Source organism: Vibrio sinaloensis DSM 21326 (genome assembly GCF_000189275.1).
GTDB classification, from domain to species: Bacteria; Pseudomonadota; Gammaproteobacteria; order Enterobacterales; family Vibrionaceae; genus Vibrio; species Vibrio sinaloensis.
The window spans coordinates 1-21,331 of record NZ_AEVT01000016.1; the positions used below are offsets into that span (position 1 = coordinate 1).

Below are 21,331 nucleotides of genomic sequence, written 5' to 3' on the forward strand. Positions count from 1 at the left end.
ATAAGAATTAATTGAAATCTTGCACTTCTCTTCATTTATGAAGAAAGCGCATCAAGAAAAAGAGAAGCTTCGGCTTCTCTTTTTCGTTTTTGGTTATAAGAAAAATTTCAGCAGAGCAATCGGCCTTTCTCCAATCCGCGGATTATTCCTCTTTAAAACAGCAAGTTAATCCCCTTTAAAACCATTTGATTAGCATGGTTTTATAGCTAAGTGTTTCGCTCCTCAAAATCATTAAAGTAGTTATAACTAATCAGTCTTAGCCTTGTTGCTTTCCTAACTGGTAATAAGAACAATTATTGTTTATATTCTTTCCCTAGGTTGTATTACGGGTTTTGTTTATGTACGTTTGTTTGTGTCATGGTGTTTCTGATAAGAAAATCAAAAGGTTAGCTTTAGAAGAAGGAATCACCGATATTCGAGGCATTAAAAAATGTACCGCACTGGGTAGCCAATGTGGCAAGTGCGTGAAGATGGCAAAAGAAATTTTGCAAGAAACAGGCGTAATCCAGTACCAAAAAGCAAGCTAAAACAAGCTTGTGGCTTTTTGACACCTTCTTAATTGGTTCTACAGTTATAAGAGCCAACGAGGAGGGCTTTGTCATGAAAGGCGATCCAATCATAATCCAACATCTCAATAAAGTGCTCGGTAACGAGCTCATCGCTATCAATCAATATTTCCTTCATGCACGTATGTATAAAGACTGGGGTCTCAAGCATCTTGCAGATAAGGAATATCATGAATCCATTGATGAAATGAATCACGCTGATCATCTAATCGAGCGCATTTTATTCTTGGAAGGTGTCCCTAACTTACAAGACCTAGGTAAGTTGATGATAGGTGAAGACACCAAGGAAATGCTCGAATGTGACCTTAAACTTGAAATGGCAGCAATTCCCGATCTAAAAGCGGCAATTGCGTACGCTGAAGATACGCATGACTATGTGTCTCGCGACTTGTTTCAAGACATTCTAGAAGATGAAGAAGAGCATGTAGACTGGTTAGAGACTCAGCTCGGTCTCATCGATATGACGGGCATCCAAAATTACCTTCAAGCGCAATACGTTGACGAAGACGACGATTAGTCGAACCAACGCTATGATTTAACAGCCGTAGTGAGTACTGCGGCTGTTTTTGTTTGGGTTCACATTTTTCTTGCTTCAACTGCTTTCTTTCTGTACTATTCGTGCTCCTTAATCTCGGTCAATTATCTTTAGTTCCTTGCTTCCTCTGGATGACCGAGCCATTTGTGGAAGCTGAATAATCCGTAAGGAGCAACCCATGCGTCATTACGAAATCGTATTCATGGTGCACCCAGATCAAAGCGAGCAAGTTGCTGGCATGATCGAGCGTTACACTGGTTCTATCACTGAAGCTGGCGGTACTATCCACCGTCTAGAAGACTGGGGCCGTCGTCAACTGGCTTACCCAATCAACAAGCTTCACAAAGCTCACTACGTTCTAATGAACGTTGAAGCTGACCAAGCTGTAATTGATGAGCTAGAAACTGCTTTCCGTTTCAACGATGCAGTTCTACGTAACATGATCATGCGTACTAAAACAGCGATCACTGAGCAATCTATCATGCTTAAGCAGAAAGAAGAGCGTGCTCCTCGTCGCGAAGAGCGTGCTGAAGCTAAGCCAGAAGCAGCTGCTGAGTAATCCCACTTATGACCAATCGAATGGAGCTCTCTGGCACCATTGCCAAACCGCCCATTCGTAGTAAAAGCCCAAGTGGCATAGAACACTGTCGATTTTGGTTGGAGCATCGCTCTACTGTCATCGAAGCTGATTTACCGAGGCAAGTTTATTGTCGTATGCCGGTAGTCGTTAGCGGGCAAAGGTCACAAGCATTAACTCAGAATTTAGTACAAGGCAGTAGCATTAAGGTAGGAGGCTTCGTCGCTTACCAAACCGGCCGAAATGGCGTAGGGAAATTAGTGCTTCATGCCGACAACATTACTCAAATTTAAGATCAGGAGATAGCCCATGGCTCGTTTCTTCCGTCGTCGTAAATTCTGCCGTTTCACTGCAGAAGGCGTACAAGAGATTGATTACAAAGACGTAGCAACTCTTAAAAACTACATCACTGAAGCTGGTAAAATCGTACCTAGCCGTATCACTGGTACAAGCGCTAAGTACCAACGTCAACTAGCTCGCGCGATCAAGCGTTCTCGCTACCTAGCTCTACTACCGTACACTGATAAGCATCAGTAATCGGTCGTTTTATTAAGAAAGAGGATTAAACAATGCAAGTTATTCTACTTGATAAAATCGGTAACCTAGGTGGTCTTGGCGATACTGTAAACGTTAAATCTGGCTACGCTCGTAACTTCCTTATCCCACAAGGTAAAGCAGTTATGGCGACTAAAGCTAACGTTGAAATGTTCGAAACTCGTCGCGCTGAACTAGAAGCTAAAGTTGCTGAGCAACTAACTGCTGCTGAAGCACGTGCTGAGAAAGTTAACGCTCTTGAAGCTGTTGTTATCGCTTCTAAAGCTGGTGACGAAGGTAAACTATTCGGTTCTATCGGTACTCGCGACATCGCTGATGCAATCACTGCAGCTGGCGTTGAAGTAGTTAAGAGCGAAGTTCGTCTTCCTGAAGGCGCACTGCGTAACACTGGTGAGTTCGAGATCAGCGTTCAACTTCACTCTGAAGTTTTCGCGACAGTTAACCTACAAGTTGTTGCTGCTGACTAATTCAGTATCTAGACGTATTTTAAAAGCACCTCCTAGAGGTGCTTTTTTTATGCCTATTCAAAATGGGTATTAAAAGGCGAACAAGAGGTTGACGGAAAAGATACTGTCGGATTTCTCCAGACCATCCGGTACTTTGTCGTGATACTGGCGAGAGTGAGCCAACTTCAGCGCAATGTCTTCGGTAATATTATTAGTCACACTGACATCGCTATCCGTTCGGGTGTTACTTTTACCTGAAACCATGGTGACTGAGGCTTCAAGCTTTAAGTTATCCAACGCTTGCCAAGTTGTGGTCAGATTGCCACGAAAAATGCCTTCTTCGACGATATTGGGAAAGATAATGTCATCGTCATCAATCTCCTCTAAGTTGGGTTCTTGGTAACGAAAACCAGGACCGACTTCAACTTCTAATACCCAGCGTTCAGTATTGGAAAACTGATAACCAAGACCGCCAGAAAATGTGTAATCTCGAAAGTATGCACTGTACAAAGAGTCGACCCCTTTAAAGCTGCCATATAAGTAGGTTTTTGGGCTTAGTTTATAGTCGCTTTGAATGGTATAACTTGATTGGCGCTTGTCTTCTTCGCCATCTTTGTAGAGCAAGTAATATTTCCATTCTCCACTGCTACGGTGGCGACCTGATGTGTAGTTTGCGGCAAGGCGTGAGTTCATAGAACGCGAGTCAGAGTTTCCAGTGTGGGACTGGTAACCGAACTCAACTTCTGTATTCCATGGTGAAGGTACATCAATATCTGGGCTTCCCTGATCCTCTTCTGCTGCGTAGCAGTGCGTTGAGCCAACCAAGCTCGCGGCAAGTAACCAATGCTTAGACACTAATGACCTCTTATTCATTGAATTTGACCGCTAATAGTAAAGTTAAATACCAGCCTATCCGTCAATGCTAGGTTAATTATCGTTGAGAAAGACACAATCTCTGTCTGAGCTACAGACAATGCTGTCTTTCTCGCTATAATGAGCGATCTAAAGCAAGTTGTAGAGCGATACCATGGCCGACCCGAGAACAGAAAATCGAAATAAAAAATTTAACGACATGCAGGTTGATGCAATCAAGGTCCCACCGCACTCTTTAGAAGCGGAGCAGTCCGTTATTGGTGGCTTATTACTTGATAACGAGCGCTGGGATACAGTCGCTGAGCGTGTTGTTGCAAAAGATTTTTATAGTCGTCCTCATCGTCTTATTTTCGAAGCGGTGAAAGCCATTTTGGAAGACAGTAAGCCGCTCGATTTGATCACCTTGTCTGAGTTTTTAGAGCTGCGTGAGCAATTAGATGATGTTGGTGGTTTTGCTTATTTGGCCGACTTGGTTAAGAACACCCCAAGTGCGGCTAACATTAACGCGTATGCTGAGATCGTTGCAGAGCGAGCGTTGGTGCGTGATCTTATCGGTGTGGCAAATGATATTGCTGATGCAGGTTATGATCCGCAGGGCCGCTCTTCAGAAGATCTTCTCGACCTTGCTGAAAGTAAGGTATTTGCGATTGCTGAGTCTCGAACCAATGAGAATGAAGGCCCGCAGAACGTCGATAATATTCTGGAAAAAACGCTCGAACGCATCGAGCTTCTGTATAAAACACCGCAAGATGGCGTCACTGGTGTCGATACAGGCTTTACTGACTTGAATAAGAAAACGGCGGGTCTGCAAGGCTCAGATCTTGTGATCGTCGCGGCACGTCCTTCGATGGGTAAAACCACCTTCGCTATGAACTTGTGTGAAAATGCCGCCATGTCGCAAGATAAGCCGGTGTTAATCTTTTCCCTAGAGATGCCTTCAGAACAAATCATGATGCGTATGCTGGCTTCTCTATCGCGAGTCGATCAAACCAAAATCCGTACCGGTCAATTGGACGACGAGGATTGGGCACGTATCTCTTCGACGATGGGTATTCTGATGCAGAAGAAGAATATGTATATCGACGATAGCTCAGGTCTAACGCCTACTGAAGTGCGCTCTCGTGCACGACGTATTGCGCGTGAGCATGGGGGGCTATCAATGATCATGGTCGACTACCTGCAGCTAATGCGTGTGCCCGCATTGTCAGATAACCGTACGCTTGAAATCGCTGAAATCTCTCGATCTCTCAAGGCGCTTGCAAAAGAGTTGAATGTTCCTGTTGTCGCTCTTTCTCAGTTAAACCGTTCTCTAGAGCAACGTGCCGACAAACGTCCGGTTAACTCGGACTTGCGTGAATCAGGATCTATCGAGCAGGATGCCGACTTGATTATGTTTATCTATCGCGATGAGGTATACAACCCGGATAGCTCAATGAAAGGGACGGCAGAAATCATCCTCGGTAAGCAACGTAACGGTCCTATCGGTTCCGTGCGACTGACCTTCCAAGGTCAATGGTCGCGCTTTGATAACTATGCAGGACCTGCATTTGATATGGATGAAGAGTAACGCCATGAGCTATATGAAAGCAGCAACGGCGTTTATTAACCTCGATGCATTAGAGCACAATTTAGAACAAATTAAACGACAAGCGCCAAACAGTAAGGTGATGGCGGTTGTTAAAGCGAACAGCTATGGTCATGGATTGCGTCATATTGCAGTGCACGCCCATGGTGCTGATGCTTTTGGAGTCGCACGGATCGAAGAGGCCTTGCAGCTTAGAGCTTGTGGTGTCGTTAAGCCTATTTTACTCCTAGAGGGCTTTTACTCTCCGGGCGATCTGCCAGTCTTGGTGACCAACAATATTCAAACCGTCGTTCACTGTGAAGAGCAGTTGGCAGCCTTAGAACAAGCCGAATTAGAAACCCCAGTCGTTGTTTGGCTTAAGGTTGACAGTGGCATGCACCGTTTGGGGGTTCGCCCTGAGCAATACAATGCGTTTGTCTCTCGATTGAAAGCGTGTCGCAATGTGGCCAAACCCTTACGCTACATGAGCCATTTTGGTTGTGCGGATGAGTTGAATAAGCCAACGACAAACGAGCAAACAGAGCTTTTTCTTTCTTTAACTCAAGGTTGTGAGGGAGAGCGTTCATTGGCGGCTTCGGCTGGGCTATTAGCGTGGCCAGAGAGCCAGTTGGATTGGGTGCGTCCCGGCATTATTATGTACGGCGTTTCCCCGTTCAATGATAAAACAGCCCTACAGATGGGCTACCTACCTGTGATGACATTAAAGTCTCACTTGATTGCGGTGCGTGACGTTAAAGCGGGCGAGAGTGTCGGTTATGGTGGCACTTGGACATGTGAACAAGATACCAAGATTGGTGTGATTGCGATTGGCTATGGTGATGGTTACCCGCGAACTGCGCCCAATGGCACTCCAGTGTGGGTGAATGGACGTAAAGCACCTATCGCAGGGCGTGTCTCAATGGACATGCTGACGGTCGATTTGGGGCCGGGTGCGACTGATCGTGTCGGTGATGAGGCAATTTTATGGGGCAATGACTTACCCGTAGAAGAGGTCGCAGGCCATATAGGTACGATTGCCTACGAATTGGTGACCAAGCTAACCTCGCGGGTAGAGATGGAATACTTTAGTCGTTAATCCTGACGTCACAATTGTTACCAAGCGGAGCCCAAAAGCTCCGCTTTTTCGTTAGCCTAGCTCGCCTTGAAGAGTCGCTATAATTCGGCGCTGACCGCCAAAATCCCTATGTTCTCCCAAATAGATCCCCTGCCAAGTCCCTAGCGCCAACCGCCCTTTGCTGATTGGAACCATGATACTGCAGCCAAGTGTTGAAGCCTTGATATGTGCAGGCATGTCATCATCACCTTCATAGGTATGTTGGTAATAAGGAGCCCGTTCAGGGACAAAATGATTAAAGTGTTTTTCCATATCATGCCTCACCGTTGGGTCGGCATTTTCATTAATGGTTAGGCTTGCGGAAGTATGCTGGATAAATAGCTGTAATATTCCGACAGAATACTGGCTCAACTGAGGTAATTGTTGTTCAATTTCATCGGTGATGAGATGGAATCCGCGATTACGTGCTTGGAGATGGATGGTCTTTTGTTGCCACATTAGGTTACCTAAATTTCGAAATTTCATCGGCATTTAATTAAGCTTAACCTAGCTTGGTGCTAAAATCATAATTCGCGCGGGTGGTTTTGTTTAAATTTGAAACAGGTAACGTGACCTAACTCAAAGTGAGTGAGGGTGGCCTGGGTCATAATGCTCGCCTGAAAAAAAATTACAAAGTCTTGTTTTGTGGCAATACGCCCAAACATATCTAATATTACTTATTTGCTAAATCGGGGATTCCGCAGTTTTCGCTAGACTGTATGGAATGCAACCTACTGAACATCGGGATAGTAACCATGTTGAAAAATATCAATCCAACGCAAACACAAGCTTGGAACGCGCTAACGGCGCACTTCGAATCTGCTCAAGATATGGATCTGAAAGATCTGTTCGCTCAAGATGCCGCACGTTTTGATAAATTCTCTACGCGCTTTGGCAGCGACATTCTTGTTGATTACTCAAAAAACCTAATCAACGAAGAAACCATGAAGCACCTTTTCGCGCTAGCAAACGAGACTGAGCTTAAGTCTGCAATCGAAGCGATGTTCAGTGGCGAAGCGATCAACCAAACAGAGGGTCGCGCTGTACTTCATACTGCGCTACGTAACCGTAGCAATAAACCTGTTATGGTCGGTGGTGAAGATGTAATGCCAGCAGTGAATGCAGTGTTGGAAAAAATGAAATCATTCACTGAGCGTGTTATTGGTGGTGAATGGAAAGGTTATACAGGTAAAGCGATCACTGACGTAGTGAACATTGGTATTGGTGGCTCTGACCTTGGCCCTTACATGGTGACTGAAGCACTGGCACCATACACAAATCACCTTAACCTACACTTCGTGTCTAACGTTGATGGTACGCACATCGTTGAGACTCTGAAGAAAGTAAACCCAGAAACCACGTTATTCTTAGTCGCTTCTAAGACATTTACTACCCAAGAAACGATGACGAATGCACACAGTGCACGTGACTGGTTCCTTGAGTCAGCGGTTGATGAAGCTCATGTCGCTAAACACTTTGCAGCGCTTTCAACTAATGCTCCTGCAGTATCTGAGTTCGGCATCGACACAGACAATATGTTTGAATTCTGGGACTGGGTTGGCGGTCGCTACTCGCTATGGTCTGCTATCGGTCTTTCTATCGCGCTTGCAGTAGGTTACGACAACTTCGTTGAGTTGCTAGACGGCGCTCATGAAATGGACAACCACTTTGCATCGACTGATCTGGAAAGCAACATTCCTGTGATTCTTGCGTTGGTTGGCCTTTGGTACAACAACTTCCATGGTGCAGAGTCGGAAGCTATCCTACCTTACGATCAGTACATGCATCGTTTTGCAGCGTACTTCCAGCAAGGCAACATGGAATCTAACGGTAAGTATGTTGATCGCGATGGTAATGCAGTGACTTACCAAACGGGTCCTATCATCTGGGGTGAACCAGGCACAAACGGCCAGCACGCTTTCTACCAGTTGATTCACCAAGGTACTAAATTAATTCCTTGTGATTTTATTGCTCCAGCAGTTAGCCATAACCCAGCGGGTGATCACCACCAGAAGCTAATGTCTAACTTCTTTGCACAAACAGAAGCGTTAGCGTTTGGTAAGGATGAAGCGACAGTAAAAGCGGAATTTGCCAAAGCAGGTAAGAGCGAAGAAGAAGCGGCCACGCTTGCACCATTCAAAGTATTTGAAGGTAACCGCCCAACAAACTCAATCCTAGTTAAGCAAATCACTCCGCGCACATTAGGCAACCTGATTGCAATGTACGAGCATAAGATCTTTGTTCAAGGCGTTATCTGGAACATCTTCAGCTTTGACCAATGGGGTGTAGAGCTGGGTAAACAGCTAGCAAACCAGATCCTACCTGAGCTTGCTGATGAGTCTGAAATCAACTCACACGATAGCTCAACGAACGGTTTGATTAACGCATTTAAAGCGTTCAAAGCGTAATTGTTGTCGCGTTTGTGAGAGCAAAAAACGCCAACCTGTTAGGTTGGCGTTTTGTTTTGAAGCTACTCTCACTGTTAGCGCTTAGAGTTACTTTGAACGAGCGTGAAGCACTGAGAGTTATACCGTGGTATCAACACTCGGTTTTGCATCGGTGGTAGCGGCAAATTTTTGGCCCAGCAAGGCAACCATCTGATCGTAGTACTGCATGTTGGGTTTATTCCCAAGTAATTTACAGAGCTCGTTACCTGTTGGGCTGAAGCGGTAGTAGAGTAGACGAACGCCTTTGCTGTGCGCTTGCAGTGAAAGCTGTTTTCCTTGATAGACTAGGGGCAGAGGAGAGTCCAGTTCTATCTCTCCCGATTCAAGCTCCGTACCATGCATCAGTCCTAGCTCGAATAACACCAGTAAACTGGAGTAGGGCAGTTGGAAATTGCCGACATTAATATTGCTGGTGGTGTTGCGTTTTCCAAAGCTAAAAATGCCGCCATGAGAGCGATAACCCACCAGTAACTTGCGACTGTTGTCCCCACCAAAGCTACAGGCTAGCGACGCAGCGCGTTGTAAAATTTGCGCTTCTTTTGGCGTCATATCTTGCAGGACTTTCAACGCCTTCATCGATGTTGAGCCAGGGTTGGTTACTTCGCGTTTTAGTACCTGTGCCCAAAGCCTTTGCATGGCGCTGTTGTGCACTTCTTGTGCCATATCAAAGAAGCGATATAGCCAATCTTGATCGGGTTCTCCCGCGGTTTCATCTTTACAAGAGACGTGGGCAAGCTTCAGAATTTGCTCAAGATTTTTTTGGCGAAGCTCTTTACGTTTACGTTCGCGGATCAGCGCTCGTTCTAAAGTTGGCTTCTCTGGTGCTTCACTTCGAAGGAGCGCATCCAGACCATAGGATTCGGCGATGCTAAGGACGCGACTAGCACTGTCTTTAATATAATTAGACTTTTTTTCTTGCCGCGGTTGCTGGGTGGGTTCGTGGTCAATGACGACGGGCTTGTTGCTCTCAGACATTGTATTTCCTTAGCCATCATGAAGTTAACTATAAATGTACCTCGTAACGGACTAAGCTGCCACAGAAAGTGTGTGAGAAGGCTTTCAAAATTAGCACTACCACATATGCTAACAAGTTGTTAAAATTATTCGGGTAATAATTGAGAGGGTTTATGAAGTATTTCAATGACAATAAATTGAAAAAGCACCTGTCAATCGCCTTATTGCTTTTGGTTTACCTAGGTGTACTAGGTTATTTATCCAAATATCTTTCCTAGAATAGGCGATTCACAGGTTATCTATTTGTTAAAATCCGCTTAGTAGTCGTCGTACTCTTCAATAGCAGAACCTTCGATCACATAGGCTGTTTCTGCAAGCTCATGACTGATGGTTTCTGTTTTTAGCGTACCTACGACGTAAATGACATCCCACAATTGCTGTATTGGTGCTCCTTTCGGGAACTTCACGTAGATGATCTGATTTGGTGGCGGTGGCGGAACATGAATACATGCACCGAAATACGGGACAAGTAGAAACTCCGTAACCATGTTCTCATCCCCTTCAAGCGGAATCACAAAACCAGGAATCTTTACTTTACTGCCATTCAGTTCAGGTCGTACGCTGCCTACTTTTGATTGCACCATTGCGCCACCGGAGTGGTCGGTCGCAGGCATTCCATAACTATCAAATTGATTACGCTCACTCTCAGGGATCAGATCGATCCAATCCAGCGTTAAAGTCTCCGATTGCTCTGCGTAGCTGGGTAAGCTAAAGCTCAAGACTGTGAGGAGAACGATTAGTATTTTTTTCATTTTTCTATACTCGTATTGTCATACCATCGCTTAAAGACTGTCGATAAGCCCTTAAAGCAGGAATAAAGCCGATCACTGTGCCAGCTCCTTGGACCATGGCAAGTAACATCAACTCATAATGAGATAAAGTCATCATAGATAAGTTGATACCGTATGTTTGCTGGATGATCGGTGAGGCAATGGCCAGTAAAGCGTATAAGCCTAGTGTGCCGATTACTAGACCGATAAAGGTAAGCGCGCTGGCTTCTAAAATCAGCAAAGTGAAAACGTGCCTTGGCCTTGCGCCCATCGCTCGCAAGATGGCCATCTCTCGGCGACGTTCTTGCAAACTGGTAAGTAAGCTTGAAAGCATGCCCAGTAAACCCGCAATTACAACAAACACCGATACCGCCATTAACGCTTGTTCCGCAACAGACATCATGCCCCAAAGTTCATGCAAAGCGACACCTGGAAGAATGGCACTGAGGGGCTCCTTTTGGTAGGTATTGATTTGGCGTTGCAAGGCAAAGGTTTGAATTTTCGACTTAAGGCCTAACAACATCGCAGTGATTTGTTGGGGATGGAAGTCCATTGCCGCTAATTGCTCTGCGGTTGGGTTATTGCCTAAATTGGCGCCTGACTCCCAGCCGACATGAATCGCTTCAATCGCTTCAAGCGAGACATGAACGGTTTTATCGACGGGCGTTCCTGTTGGTGCAAGGATCCCGACCACCTTAAATGGCGTATTTTCATGACGACTGAACCCGACATCACTAATACCGTGAGCGATCACCATTTCACTGCCTAGCTGGTAGTCGAGGGATTTAGCCACATCAGAGCCTATGACCGCATCAAACAGGCCGTTAAATTCTTTGCCTTGCTGGAAAGCGAAATTTTGCTTTTTCCCGTAACGGTAGTGCTCAAAATAGCTGTGGTTAGTGCCCATGACTCGAAAACCTTTGTGCGAGTCACCCAAAGAAATGGGGATGGCCCACTCAACGGCTCGATGCTGACTGAACTCTTGGTAGCTTTTCCAATCGATATTATTGGTCGCATTACCAATTCGAAACACCGAGTAAAGCAACAGATTGACTTGCCCTGAGCGGCCCCCAACAATCAGATCCGTGCCTGAAATGGTATTGGCAAAGCTACTTTTGGCTTCGGTACGAATTCGCTCTACACCGAGCAACAAAATCACGGATATCGCGACAGTGAGTATGGTCAGCACCGCTGTGACTTTACGGTTTCTTGCACTTTTCCAAGCTAAAGACAGTGTTGGACTCATGCCTGTTCTCCTACTTGGTTGAGTTCTCGTAGATCAATGCTGCGGTCAAAGAGGGGTTCTAGGGTCGGATCGTGGCTAACAAACAGCAATGTCGAACCTACGAGGTTGACTTGATCCAACAGCAGCTCGATGAAAGCGCTGCGATTTTCGTAGTCGAGTGATGAAGTGGGCTCATCTGCAATGATGATCTCAGGCTGACCAATCAAGGCTCTGGCCGCTGCGACGCGTTGTTGCTGGCCAATGCTCAATTCTACAACGGGTTTGTGGCGCAGGGTAGCAGGGAGATGAAGCTTATCAAGTAGCGCTTCCGCGTTGTGGGTCAAACTGCCGGATACTTGTGTACGGCGCTGTTTTGAAAACTGACATGGCAGCGTTACGTTTTCAATCACACTTAGATAGGGCAGTAGGTTAAATTGCTGGAAAATATAGCCAATATGATCAGCCCTGAAGCGATCTCGGCGGCTTCCTGAAAGCTGGTTTAGATCATGGCCTAGGACTTCTATGGTCCCTTGGTTGGTGGTATTGATGCCTGTGAGTAGGCTCAAGAGTGTTGATTTGCCGCAGCCACTTGGTCCTTTAATAAAAAGGTGTTCACCTTGTTTAATAGTGAGGTGTGGAATGTCTAAAGTGGGGTTATCACTACCCGGCCAAGTAAAACTGACCTGCTCCAGCCGGATGATGGCTGAATCATTGATTGTTTCCATAACGCTGTCCAGTTAATACAAATAGGCTTGGCACTTGTCGTGCCAAGCCTAAGCTAGATTTATAGTGAGATAGTCGTCTCACCTTTCTTCAGGCGCAGTGCTTCTTGTTTGTTATCAGTCAACACATTGACTTTAAGCGCTTCTGTTGCTGGGAATAGCTTGAACCAAGACGTGTCGATCGCTTCTAGCTTCGCGATATTGTCACATTGGAAGTGGTACTCAACGGTAAACTCACCGTGTCCTGAGTGGCCTTCATGGTCGTGATCATGGTGGTCATCGTGCTTGTGCTCGTCATGGTCGTGATCATGGTGGTCGTCGTGCTTGTGCTCGTCATGGTCGTGATCATGGTGGTCATCGTGCTTGTGCTCGTCATGGTCGTGATCATGATGGTCATCGTGCTTGTGCTCGTCGTGACCGTGGTCATCATGATCTTCAGCTAATGTGTGCGTCACCGAGTGATGAGTAATTTTACAACCTGCGGTTTGTGTCAGTGAGAAGACAAGGTTTGCACTGTCGAGCGTTTTTACCGCTTGAGCCAGAGTTTGCTTTTGTTCGTCGTTTTGTGGCGCGTGTTCAAAGCCCACAACATCGGCACCTGGAGCAGTAATTTCGATCAGTAGCTCCTTACCATCTTGAGCAATATTGAGCTCTACTTCACCATGCACGTGAGCATCGTGCTGGCGAAATCCTTCTTCAGCAGTTGCTGCGTGGCTAACGGTTAGTGCGATAAGTGCGGCAATAGGTGTCAGTTTGTACATTTTCAATCCTAAATTATGTCGGGCTTAATCCAGTTATTTTTTGTTGTCTGGAATTCAGCGTAGATAAATATGGCGCTCTGGATGAGCGAAAACAATTAAATAATACTAAACGTAGGATCGATTGGAGGTGAACGTGCGCGATAGACGACGATCGCTGGAGCTTGATATTGATAGCTTTCTTGCTGCTCGAAGCTATCAGGTAAGGATAAGTCGTCAGGGACAAAGGGCGTGCTACTCAACGCATGGTGAACGCCTGAAAAAAGCTGACAATGATGCTCTTGATGGTGGGGCTGAACAAAATCGTAGTGGTGCTGAATGAACGCGAAATTCATCCATAGCACTAACATAACACTGCACAGAGCTATGCTAGGAGAACGATATGAATGAAAACTAGGTTTAGGCACAACTTAACACCAAGAAAAATGGAACTGTTATACTATAACAGTTCCATTTGTAACGCGAAATTCAATTGTGTTTAGATATTATCTTTAATTAAGTTAATCACTTGCTGCACCTCACCGTCACTCAGTGCTCCTTCTTTTACGAATAATACCTTGCCTTGTTTATCTTGAACGATAATGGCGGAAGACTCTTCCGCAAGTTGCCACTGTTGCGCCACGATACCTTCTTCATCGAGTACCATTGAAGACCAAGGAAACTCCTTTTTGCTATCTTCTGCGGATGACTTTACGAAGGAGCCTGTGCCCCAAATAGCATCATCTTGGTTAATGATTGAGGTGGTTTGATAGCTTTGCTCTGGGAACTTCGCTGCGGTGATTGCAGCCATCAACGGAGCGTTCATCTCCTTAGAGCTGCTGCGGCCAGCAATCGCCTGAATAACACGAACTTTGCCAACGAGGTTCTGACTGCTCCATGCCTGGTAGCGAGTCTCTTCTCCTTGGAGCAGGATTTCACCATGACTGTTTACTTCAACGGCCGGAACGGCTTGGCCGACGGAGATGCTATGCGCCATAGCGAACATTGGAGAGCATGCGATCGCAAGTGTCAGTAGAGTTTTGTTTTTCATTGTTATCTTCCTTTTGATATGCGCGAAAAGTATATACCGAAATGAAAGAAAAGGCAGATGGGAGCGTTCATGTAGTGAAGCGGAACAATTTTTTTAACAAAATGATATACATTAAAAACGGTTTGCGTATAATGCCGCACAAGTTCTAAGGAATAGAACTCTGTTTGTATAGCAAGCTGTTTCACAAAAGGATATTGGAGTCGTTATGCTGCGTGAATTCCCAAATCATCGCCCTCAACAAGTGGCGAGGTTTGTTAAAACATTGTTTAAAGGCCAGTTTGTCATATCAGGTATTGGCGAGTTTTCATTCGACCATGGCAAGGTGTTACTGCCTGACGTGAATGATCCTCAGAAACTGATGACCTTTAAGCGCATCAATCAAGCGATATTAGCGCTACCCGTATAAAAGAAAGCCGCCTCGTTGGGCGGCTTTTTGCTTTTCTATCGGACTACTTTTCTGGTGGGAAGCACACCCCAGTGCCACCTAAACCACAGTAACCTTCTGGGTTCTTCGCCAGGTATTGCTGGTGGTAGTTTTCAGCATAGTAGTAAGGGCCTGCGGGTAAAATCTCTGTTGTGATCTCAGAGTGTGCTTTACCAAGTAGTTGTTGATAAGCCTGCTTCGACTCTTGCGCGGTTTGGTATTGCTCGTCACTGTAGACATACACGGCAGAACGGTATTGAGTACCAAGGTCGTTACCTTGACGCATTCCCTGAGTTGGGTCATGTCGCTCCCAAAACGTTGCTAACAGTGTTGCAAGGCTGATGACATTCGGGTCATACACGACGCGAACAACCTCTGTGTGGCCAGTTTGCCCGCTACAAACTTCTTCATAGGTCGGATTTTTCGTAAATCCGCCGGAATATCCCACAGAAGTGTTTATTACGCCGTCTAATTGCCAAAATAGACGTTCTGCACCCCAGAAACAGCCCATACCGAGTAGAATTTGTTCGCAACCTGCTTGCGGCTGCGCTGCTAAGCTAGATTGATTGACAAAGTGAATGTCATCCAGTGCGAGTGGGGTGTCGCGACCGGGCAATGCCTCTTGTGCAGAGACCATATTTTGTTTGTTGAGCATGGTTATGTCCTTGTCGTTTAATTTGCAATACAGACCGTCCAATTAACTGTTTTCATACAGACTTATTAATTGACAGGCGTTATTATTCCGTTACCCAATTTAGAAAGACAATTAAGCATGATACGCAAACCTTTACCAGTCCTGATTGCACTTCTTCTTTCACCAAGCTTGGCACTCGCCAAAGACGTTGATCTTACGGTGAAAGGATTAAAAGGATCGGTCAAAGATAATGTCGATGTTTACCTATCCTCTATTCCCGAGCATGACTATTCGACCAATCTTCGCTTTCAAGCCCGTGTTGAGCGTAATATTACCGAAGCGCTGAACGCGCTGGGCTATTACCATCCAACGTTTAACTTCTCTGTCAGTGACGATGGCAGCGAGTTAATTGTTGATGTTGATCGTGGTCATTCGATTCGTATTACTGAAGTCGATATTCAAATTACGGGTGAAGCGAAAGATGATCCTGACTTCGAAGCTTTGATAAAAAACAGCCGCTTGAAAAAAGGGGCGCGCGTGAATCACAGCTTTTACGACTCGCTAAAGTCAGGGATTCGTAACTTAGCATTGCAAAAAGGCTATTTTGAGGGAGGCTATACTTTAAGCCGCCTTGAAGTTTCTCCAGAAGCAAAAAAAGCCTTTGTACGTTTACATTTTGATAGCGGCATACGCTACCACTTTGGCGCCAGTAATGTTATGGGCAGTCAAATCGAGCTTGATCGCGTGATGTCTCTTGCTCCGTACAAAGAAGGTGAACCTTATTTGGTCTCCCAAGTTGGGGAATACAATCAGAACCTATCGAATACCGATTGGTTCTCTTCTGTATTTGTTGAGCCTGATTTAAGTCAGTTGGGCCAAGGCCGTGAGTTGCCGATGAAAGTCTCTCTCGCCCCTCAAGCACGTAACCAAATAGAAACCGGTCTGGGTTATTCGACCGACGTCGGTATCCGCGGTTCGTTGAAATGGAAGAAGCCTTGGGTCAACGATAAAGGGCATAGCTTTGATAGTAGTATCTCATTGTCGGCCCCAGAACAGACCATCACAGCCAGTTACCGTATTCCGCTTGAAGACGTATTAAATGATTACTACCGCGTTCAGTATGGGATGAAAAAGCTCGATAATCGCGACACCAAAAGCTTAGAGTCCAACTTGTCGGTTGAACGCCACTGGGTGCTGGATAATGGTTGGCATCGTACCGCATACGTTCGCTACTTGTTGGAAAATTATGAGCAGGGTTTGCAAGACGATAATGCGCAGTTCTTGTTGCCGGGTATCTCGTTTTCTCGCAGTCGCGTGCGTGGTGGCGCTATGCCAACTTGGGGAGACAGACAGAGCTTCACCTTAGAATATGGTGACCCCAGTGCTTTATCTGAAACTCGAGTTGCACGTTTTCAAGGCGGAATGACCTGGATTCGCAGTGCCGGAAGTAACCATCGAGGTTTATTCCGTGTCGATGGTGGCGCCAACGTTGCTGAAGAGTTTGAAAAGCTCTCGCCATCGCTGCGTTTCTTTGCTGGTGGTGATAACAACTTGCGTGGTTACAAATACGAGTCTATCTCTCCTCGCGATGAAAGTGGTGCGTTAACGGGTGCCAAATACATGGTCACCACGTCATTAGAATACCAATATCGCGTTTACGGTGATTGGTGGGGAGCCGTTTTCTATGACTATGGTGATGCCTTCAATGACACACCTGAGTTTAAGCGAGGAACGGGTGTTGGAGTTCGCTGGGCATCACCAGTGGGACCTATCCGTCTCGATTTTGCGTGGGGTCTTGATGAAGATCCAGATAAACGATTTAAAGTTCACTTTACCTTGGGGCCTGAACTATGACCAAAGTAGTACTGAAATGGTCGAAATGGCTGTCGATTAGCTTAGTGGGTTTCGCTCTGGTGTTGCTGCTTAGCATCAGTTTTTTGTTGTTCACCCATTCGGGGTTGGGAACCATTTTGTGGGCTGCGGAAAAGTTTGTTCCTCAGCTTAAAGTCGAGGCTTATCAAGGTGCCTTGCTACCTAAATTTACTTTAAATAATGTCCAGTTTAATGACCCGGATCTGGGCATCGAGACTCAAGTTCGAACTGCGACTTTGTCCGTAACCCCAGCGTGTTTCACAGAGCCTGGCATATGTGTTGATGAATTGGCGGTTGATGGATTGCAGTTTTCTATGCCAGAGGTTGCCAGCTCGGGTGACACTCAAGAGGAACCTGCAAGCAACAGCAAGATAACAACGCCGATTCCTATTCACGTTTCACGTATTGCACTGACGGATATGGACGTGGACGTTCTTGGTCATCGTATCGATTGGCAATCCTTCACTACTGGGTTGTCTTTTCAGGGCAACTTACTGCGCATTCATAAAACCGCACTCGATAAGCTGACGGTAGCGTTGGCTGAGAGCGAAGCCGAGCCTGAAGTGGCGCAGCCTAAAAATGCCTCAGAGCCAACCGCGATTGTTTTGCCTGATGTCGAGTTACCTTTGCAGATTGAAGTTGTTCGCTTGGACGTGAATGACTTTGAGTTAAAGCAGGCGCAACCTGTGATCGTTCATCACTTAGGCCTGGAAGCGAAAGCGGCTCAATCGAAGGTGAGCATTTCTACTCTTGAATTGGATATGCCGGAAGTGGAGGCGCATTTAACCTCAGAAGTGACTCTGCAGCAGGACTATCCACTCCAGCTTGAACTAAACGCGACGGTTAAAGAGCAGACAGCGAAAGGTCAGCGAGTTTCACTCTCCGCCACAGGCAGTGTGGCAGATCTGGCGCTGCACGCATCGCTGGGAGGCTTAGCCAAAGCGGATCTCAACGCTCAGCTCCAACCTCTCGACCCGGATTTACCTTTTGATGTGCAGTTAAGTGATGGAGATGTGCAATGGCCACTGCATGGTCAGGGCGATTACTTTGTCCAGATAGATAAGCTGGCTGCCAACGGCTCACTCAAAGGGTATCAAGTTGCATTAAATACTGCTGTGCAAGGAAAAGACTTGCCTGATTTGGACTTAGCGCTAAAGGGCAAAGGAGACCTAGAGCAGATTAACCTCAGCAAGTTGACGCTTAACACGCTAGGTGGTTCTGTGAACGGTGACGTAATGGCGAACTGGAAGCAGCCTGTTAACTGGGCCGCCAATTTGTCTTTACGCGATATCCAGCCTGGCTTGCAATGGCCTGAAGCCGAAGGCAACCTCAGCGGTGTGCTTTCGACAACCGGATCTTTGACTGACGCTGGAGGTTGGCAAGTTGCGGTCAGTAAGCTGGATATTGATGGCATATTGCGCGAGTATCCTCTCAATGTTGAAGGGGCGTTAAATGCCTCTGATGTTGAAGGAAAAGGTAATCTAAAATTTGATACTTCGGGTTTAGTGTTATCGCATGGCCCAAACAGCGTGCTGGCCAAAGGTAAATTGACGGATCAGTGGCGAATGGATTTATCGCTCGATCTGCCTGACTTAGCTAAGTCTGTTCCTGAACTGACCGGTAAGGCAATCGGAGATGTCAAACTGAGAGGGCCGCTAAAAGAGCCTCGAGTCAAATTGGCGTTAGATGTTGACTCTATAGACTGGCAACAGCAAGCGACCGTTAAGCACCTTACGCTTCAGGGTGAGGTTACACCGCTACCCGCACCCAGTGGTTATCTGAAGCTAGACGTAACAGGAGCCGCCTACCAAGATTATCTGATTGATGATGTTGCGCTCACTTTTGATGGTACAGAACAGTCGCATCAATTGACCTTAGATGTGGTGTCGAACATCGTATCAACTGATTTGAGCGTGTCTGGTTCGATCAAGAATAAGACTGACTTGGTCTGGCAAGGCGCACTAGAGCAAATGACACTTTCCTCTCAGCAAGGCGAGTGGAAGCTGAATCAGCCAACCGCGCTTGGTTTTGAAATGGCGAGTAAGCAAGTTTCAGTGGCAGCTCACTGTTGGCTACAAGCCGATTCTTCGCTGTGTTTAGAAAAAGACATCAAGGTTGGTGAAAACGGAGAGGCTAGCCTTGCTATTAAGCAGTTTGATTTTGAACAGGTGAAATCGTTACTGCCGAAGAAGACAGAGCTGAACGGAGTAGCGAATGCCCAGCTATGGGCGAAGTGGGCCACAGATAGAGCGCCAGAAGTAAAAGTATCGTTGGAGCTGCCACAGGGCGGTGTGAAACAAAAAAGTGAGAAGCCACTGACGTTAGGTTGGGAGACCATTCGCCTCAATGCCAGCCTTAAGCAAGATAAACTAGAGGCCGATTGGCTGGTTGATATTAGTGACAATGGTGATATCACGGGACAAGTGACCATTCCTAATGTGGTGGTCGAAGATAAGCAGATTGATGGCAAGCTGAATTTATCAACCTTTAACCTTGATTTCTTAGCGCCACTTATCGGTGAGTACAGCCAGTTTAAGTCCAACATTACGACTGACTTAGCATTCAACGGGCCGTTGATGCAGCCGAAAGTTCAAGGTCAATTTCTGATCGATGACGTGTTACTGCATGGCGATATTTCACCGCTGCAAGTGGACTCAGGTCAGCTAGAAATCGATTTTAATGGCTATAACGCCAAATTGTACTCAGCGCTAAACACCCCAGATGGTACGTTGCAACTGAATGGTGAGGCGATCTGGGAAGACTTAGCGAACTGGAGTACTCGATTACGAGTGTTTGCTGATGGCTTGAAAGTGGAAGTCCCACCGATGGCAAAACTCAAGGTTGTACCGGATATGACGATTTCGGCTTCGCCTAAGCAAGCCAAGATCGACGGTAATATCTCATTGCCTTGGGGGCGGATTGTGGTTGAAGAGTTACCGCCAAGTGCTATTGGGATTTCTCAAGATCAGGTGATTCTGAACGCTGATTTGCAACCAGAAAGCAGTTTGGCTGAGATTCCGTTTGATGTGGAAACTAACATCAATATCTCTATCGGAGACGACTTCCAGCTAATGGCATTTGGCCTTGAGGGTGGGCTGTCTGGTCAGTTGAATGTGGCGCAGCGCGATAAAGGGCCATTTGTTACTGGTGAGGTGAATATCGTCGATGGGGCTTATCAGTCGTTTGGGCAGGACTTGATCATCAAAGAAGGTAAGATTTTGATGAATGGACCTGTGGATCAGCCTTACGTGCAAATTACCGCAATTCGTAACCCAGATAACACCCAAGATGATGTGACCGCGGGTGTGAAGGTGAGTGGCCCGGCGACAGAACCCACGGTGACCATTTTCTCTGATCCCGCGATGTCTCAAGCGAATGCTCTGTCCTATCTACTGCGTGGTCGTGATATTGATGGCGAATCTGGTGGTAACACCATGACAACCACATTGATTGGCCTAAGCTTAGCGAAAACGGGACGTGTGGTTGGTGAAATTGGTGAAGCCTTTGGAGTTCAAGATCTTGAACTGGATACCGCAGGTTCAGGTGATGAGTCTCAGGTGACGGTGAGTGGTTATGTGTTACCTGGCTTGCAAGTAAAATACGGGGTTGGTATTTTCGATTCTGTTGGCGAGTTTACGGTGCGCTATCGCTTGATGACGGATTTGTATGTGGAGGCCGTCACTGGCTTAAGCAGCGCGGTCGACTTGCTCTATCAGTTTGAGTTTAACTAAATGGAAAAGAGGTCAGGGAAGACGATGCAACATTTACTGTTTGTTTATGGCACCTTGCGTAAAGGGGAAAGTAATCAGGGCTTTTTGGCGCAGTCTGAGTTTTTAGGGCGTCACGAGACCTTACCTGAATACGCCTTGTATGACCTTGGACCGTACCCGGCAGTGACCGAAGGACATAGCTCGATTGTCGGTGAAGTGTATTTGATCGATGATGCCACCTTAGCGCGTATTGATGAGTTAGAGGATGTGCCAGTGGAATATCGTCGGGAGCAGATCGATACTCCGTTTGGTCAAGCGTGGATATACTTGTATCAAGATACCAGTCAGCTTGATGTGTTGCTCTCATCGGGAGATTGGTGCCAAAAGGTGTAAGCTCTCACTGTTGGGGAAGGTTCGATGAATAGGTGAATTGCAGTGAGTGTTACTGTTTTATTGGCAATTCGACCGCCGGACGCATCTAAAAAAGCCCGCTCA

The 21,331-nt window shown here is 46.3% G+C and carries 23 protein-coding genes; 13 read left to right on the plus strand and 10 right to left on the minus strand.

The features are described from left to right. Positions 1–338 precede the first annotated feature (338 nt). The 6 genes from RH45_RS02835 to rplI all read left to right on the plus strand — a co-directional run bounded on the left by RH45_RS02835 (position 339) and on the right by rplI (position 2,700). Positions 339–527, plus strand: a complete 189-nt coding sequence (locus RH45_RS02835; protein WP_008073608.1) for a (2Fe-2S)-binding protein — start codon at positions 339–341, stop codon at positions 525–527. A 73-nt stretch (positions 528–600) separates the two neighbouring features. Beyond that, positions 601–1,083: a bacterioferritin gene (bfr, locus tag RH45_RS02840; RefSeq protein WP_008073610.1), complete on the plus strand. Its 483-nt coding sequence runs from the start codon at positions 601–603 to the stop codon at positions 1,081–1,083. 196 nt (positions 1,084–1,279) lie between these two features. Further along, the gene (gene rpsF / locus RH45_RS02845) at positions 1,280–1,660 is read left to right on the plus strand and encodes a 30S ribosomal protein S6 (RefSeq protein WP_005472655.1); all 381 of its coding nucleotides are present in this window, start codon (positions 1,280–1,282) and stop codon (positions 1,658–1,660) included. Between the two features lie 8 nt (positions 1,661–1,668). Then, on the plus strand, positions 1,669–1,971 hold the full coding sequence (gene priB / locus RH45_RS02850) for a primosomal replication protein N (RefSeq protein WP_008073614.1): 303 nt from the start codon (positions 1,669–1,671) through the stop codon (positions 1,969–1,971). Positions 1,972–1,987: 16 nt separating this feature from the next. Then, positions 1,988–2,215 (plus strand): 30S ribosomal protein S18, encoded by a 228-nt coding sequence (gene rpsR, locus RH45_RS02855; RefSeq protein WP_000090472.1) that lies wholly within the window; start codon positions 1,988–1,990, stop codon positions 2,213–2,215. A gap of 32 nt (positions 2,216–2,247) precedes the next feature. Continuing rightward, positions 2,248–2,700 (plus strand): 50S ribosomal protein L9, encoded by a 453-nt coding sequence (gene rplI / locus RH45_RS02860; RefSeq protein WP_008073636.1) that lies wholly within the window; start codon positions 2,248–2,250, stop codon positions 2,698–2,700. A gap of 69 nt (positions 2,701–2,769) precedes the next feature. Here the strand turns inward: rplI and RH45_RS02865 are convergent, their stop codons facing one another. After that, positions 2,770–3,534: a DUF481 domain-containing protein gene (locus tag RH45_RS02865; protein ID WP_008073638.1), complete on the minus strand. Its 765-nt coding sequence runs from the start codon at positions 3,532–3,534 to the stop codon at positions 2,770–2,772. Positions 3,535–3,706: 172 nt separating this feature from the next. On the opposite strand from RH45_RS02865, the gene RH45_RS02870 reads away from it, so the two are divergent. Both RH45_RS02870 and alr read left to right on the plus strand, forming a co-directional pair. Beyond that, the gene (locus RH45_RS02870) at positions 3,707–5,119 is read left to right on the plus strand and encodes a replicative DNA helicase (protein WP_008073639.1); all 1,413 of its coding nucleotides are present in this window, start codon (positions 3,707–3,709) and stop codon (positions 5,117–5,119) included. Positions 5,120–5,132: 13 nt separating this feature from the next. Then, complete coding sequence (alr, locus tag RH45_RS02875) at positions 5,133–6,212, plus strand: alanine racemase (RefSeq protein WP_008073641.1); 1,080 nt, start codon at positions 5,133–5,135, stop codon at positions 6,210–6,212. Between the two features lie 51 nt (positions 6,213–6,263). Here alr and RH45_RS02880 read toward each other — a convergent pair whose 3' ends face one another. Beyond that, positions 6,264–6,689 carry a secondary thiamine-phosphate synthase enzyme YjbQ gene (locus tag RH45_RS02880; protein ID WP_008073643.1) on the minus strand — a complete coding sequence of 142 codons (426 nt, stop codon included), beginning with the start codon at positions 6,687–6,689 and terminating at the stop codon, positions 6,264–6,266. A 296-nt stretch (positions 6,690–6,985) separates the two neighbouring features. Here RH45_RS02880 and pgi point away from each other — a divergent pair, with 296 nt between their 5' ends. Next, the gene (gene pgi / locus RH45_RS02885) at positions 6,986–8,638 is read left to right on the plus strand and encodes a glucose-6-phosphate isomerase (protein WP_008073647.1); all 1,653 of its coding nucleotides are present in this window, start codon (positions 6,986–6,988) and stop codon (positions 8,636–8,638) included. A gap of 117 nt (positions 8,639–8,755) precedes the next feature. Here the strand turns inward: pgi and RH45_RS02890 are convergent, their stop codons facing one another. The 7 genes from RH45_RS02890 to RH45_RS02920 all read right to left on the minus strand — a co-directional run bounded on the left by RH45_RS02890 (position 8,756) and on the right by RH45_RS02920 (position 14,196). Next, a complete protein-coding gene (locus RH45_RS02890; RefSeq protein WP_008073648.1) occupies positions 8,756–9,652 on the minus strand; it encodes a TIGR03899 family protein in 897 nt (298 codons plus the stop codon). Between the two features lie 296 nt (positions 9,653–9,948). Next, positions 9,949–10,443: a DUF3299 domain-containing protein gene (locus tag RH45_RS02895; RefSeq protein WP_008073650.1), complete on the minus strand. Its 495-nt coding sequence runs from the start codon at positions 10,441–10,443 to the stop codon at positions 9,949–9,951. Between the two features lie 4 nt (positions 10,444–10,447). After that, positions 10,448–11,707: an ABC transporter permease gene (locus RH45_RS02900; protein ID WP_008073652.1), complete on the minus strand. Its 1,260-nt coding sequence runs from the start codon at positions 11,705–11,707 to the stop codon at positions 10,448–10,450. Then, positions 11,704–12,411: an ABC transporter ATP-binding protein gene (locus tag RH45_RS02905; protein ID WP_008073653.1), complete on the minus strand. Its 708-nt coding sequence runs from the start codon at positions 12,409–12,411 to the stop codon at positions 11,704–11,706. The genes RH45_RS02900 and RH45_RS02905 overlap by 4 nt, the downstream gene beginning before the upstream one ends. A gap of 59 nt (positions 12,412–12,470) precedes the next feature. Beyond that, positions 12,471–13,169 (minus strand): zinc uptake protein ZrgA, encoded by a 699-nt coding sequence (gene zrgA / locus RH45_RS02910; protein ID WP_008073655.1) that lies wholly within the window; start codon positions 13,167–13,169, stop codon positions 12,471–12,473. 95 nt (positions 13,170–13,264) lie between these two features. Then, positions 13,265–13,501 (minus strand): DUF2607 family protein, encoded by a 237-nt coding sequence (locus RH45_RS02915; RefSeq protein ID WP_008073656.1) that lies wholly within the window; start codon positions 13,499–13,501, stop codon positions 13,265–13,267. Positions 13,502–13,644: 143 nt separating this feature from the next. Continuing rightward, on the minus strand, positions 13,645–14,196 hold the full coding sequence (locus RH45_RS02920; protein ID WP_008073657.1) for a YtfJ family protein: 552 nt from the start codon (positions 14,194–14,196) through the stop codon (positions 13,645–13,647). A gap of 205 nt (positions 14,197–14,401) precedes the next feature. Here RH45_RS02920 and RH45_RS02925 point away from each other — a divergent pair, with 205 nt between their 5' ends. Further along, positions 14,402–14,602, plus strand: coding sequence for a DUF1107 family protein (locus RH45_RS02925; RefSeq protein WP_008073658.1), 201 nt, complete (start codon positions 14,402–14,404; stop codon positions 14,600–14,602). A gap of 43 nt (positions 14,603–14,645) precedes the next feature. Here the strand turns inward: RH45_RS02925 and msrA are convergent, their stop codons facing one another. Further along, the gene (gene msrA / locus RH45_RS02930; protein ID WP_008073659.1) at positions 14,646–15,275 is read right to left on the minus strand and encodes a peptide-methionine (S)-S-oxide reductase MsrA; all 630 of its coding nucleotides are present in this window, start codon (positions 15,273–15,275) and stop codon (positions 14,646–14,648) included. A 117-nt stretch (positions 15,276–15,392) separates the two neighbouring features. On the opposite strand from msrA, the gene tamA reads away from it, so the two are divergent. Genes tamA through RH45_RS02945 form a run of 3 tightly spaced genes read left to right on the plus strand, consistent with a single transcriptional unit; the run spans position 15,393 to position 21,229 of the window. Next, positions 15,393–17,108: an autotransporter assembly complex protein TamA gene (tamA, locus tag RH45_RS02935; RefSeq protein ID WP_008073660.1), complete on the plus strand. Its 1,716-nt coding sequence runs from the start codon at positions 15,393–15,395 to the stop codon at positions 17,106–17,108. Further along, a complete protein-coding gene (gene tamB / locus RH45_RS02940; protein ID WP_008073661.1) occupies positions 17,105–20,857 on the plus strand; it encodes an autotransporter assembly complex protein TamB in 3,753 nt (1,250 codons plus the stop codon). The genes tamA and tamB overlap by 4 nt, the downstream gene beginning before the upstream one ends. A 24-nt stretch (positions 20,858–20,881) precedes the next feature. Next, positions 20,882–21,229, plus strand: a complete 348-nt coding sequence (locus tag RH45_RS02945) for a gamma-glutamylcyclotransferase family protein (protein WP_008073662.1) — start codon at positions 20,882–20,884, stop codon at positions 21,227–21,229. The last annotated feature ends 102 nt before the right edge of the window (positions 21,230–21,331 follow it).

Coding starts and splice junctions, on each gene's coding strand:
- RH45_RS02835 (WP_008073608.1), top strand. CDS start 339: ATGTACGTTTGTTTGTGTCATGGTGTTTCTGATAAGAAAATCAAAAGG.
- bfr (WP_008073610.1), top strand. CDS start 601: ATGAAAGGCGATCCAATCATAATCCAACATCTCAATAAAGTGCTCGGT.
- rpsF (WP_005472655.1), top strand. CDS start 1,280: ATGCGTCATTACGAAATCGTATTCATGGTGCACCCAGATCAAAGCGAG.
- priB (WP_008073614.1), top strand. CDS start 1,669: ATGACCAATCGAATGGAGCTCTCTGGCACCATTGCCAAACCGCCCATT.
- rpsR (WP_000090472.1), top strand. CDS start 1,988: ATGGCTCGTTTCTTCCGTCGTCGTAAATTCTGCCGTTTCACTGCAGAA.
- rplI (WP_008073636.1), top strand. CDS start 2,248: ATGCAAGTTATTCTACTTGATAAAATCGGTAACCTAGGTGGTCTTGGC.
- RH45_RS02870 (WP_008073639.1), top strand. CDS start 3,707: ATGGCCGACCCGAGAACAGAAAATCGAAATAAAAAATTTAACGACATG.
- alr (WP_008073641.1), top strand. CDS start 5,133: ATGAAAGCAGCAACGGCGTTTATTAACCTCGATGCATTAGAGCACAAT.
- RH45_RS02880 (WP_008073643.1), bottom strand. CDS start 6,689: ATGTGGCAACAAAAGACCATCCATCTCCAAGCACGTAATCGCGGATTC.
- pgi (WP_008073647.1), top strand. CDS start 6,986: ATGTTGAAAAATATCAATCCAACGCAAACACAAGCTTGGAACGCGCTA.
- RH45_RS02890 (WP_008073648.1), bottom strand. CDS start 9,652: ATGTCTGAGAGCAACAAGCCCGTCGTCATTGACCACGAACCCACCCAG.
- RH45_RS02895 (WP_008073650.1), bottom strand. CDS start 10,443: ATGAAAAAAATACTAATCGTTCTCCTCACAGTCTTGAGCTTTAGCTTA.
- RH45_RS02900 (WP_008073652.1), bottom strand. CDS start 11,707: ATGAGTCCAACACTGTCTTTAGCTTGGAAAAGTGCAAGAAACCGTAAA.
- RH45_RS02905 (WP_008073653.1), bottom strand. CDS start 12,411: ATGGAAACAATCAATGATTCAGCCATCATCCGGCTGGAGCAGGTCAGT.
- zrgA (WP_008073655.1), bottom strand. CDS start 13,169: ATGTACAAACTGACACCTATTGCCGCACTTATCGCACTAACCGTTAGC.
- RH45_RS02915 (WP_008073656.1), bottom strand. CDS start 13,501: ATGAATTTCGCGTTCATTCAGCACCACTACGATTTTGTTCAGCCCCAC.
- RH45_RS02920 (WP_008073657.1), bottom strand. CDS start 14,196: ATGAAAAACAAAACTCTACTGACACTTGCGATCGCATGCTCTCCAATG.
- RH45_RS02925 (WP_008073658.1), top strand. CDS start 14,402: ATGCTGCGTGAATTCCCAAATCATCGCCCTCAACAAGTGGCGAGGTTT.
- msrA (WP_008073659.1), bottom strand. CDS start 15,275: ATGCTCAACAAACAAAATATGGTCTCTGCACAAGAGGCATTGCCCGGT.
- tamA (WP_008073660.1), top strand. CDS start 15,393: ATGATACGCAAACCTTTACCAGTCCTGATTGCACTTCTTCTTTCACCA.
- tamB (WP_008073661.1), top strand. CDS start 17,105: ATGACCAAAGTAGTACTGAAATGGTCGAAATGGCTGTCGATTAGCTTA.
- RH45_RS02945 (WP_008073662.1), top strand. CDS start 20,882: ATGCAACATTTACTGTTTGTTTATGGCACCTTGCGTAAAGGGGAAAGT.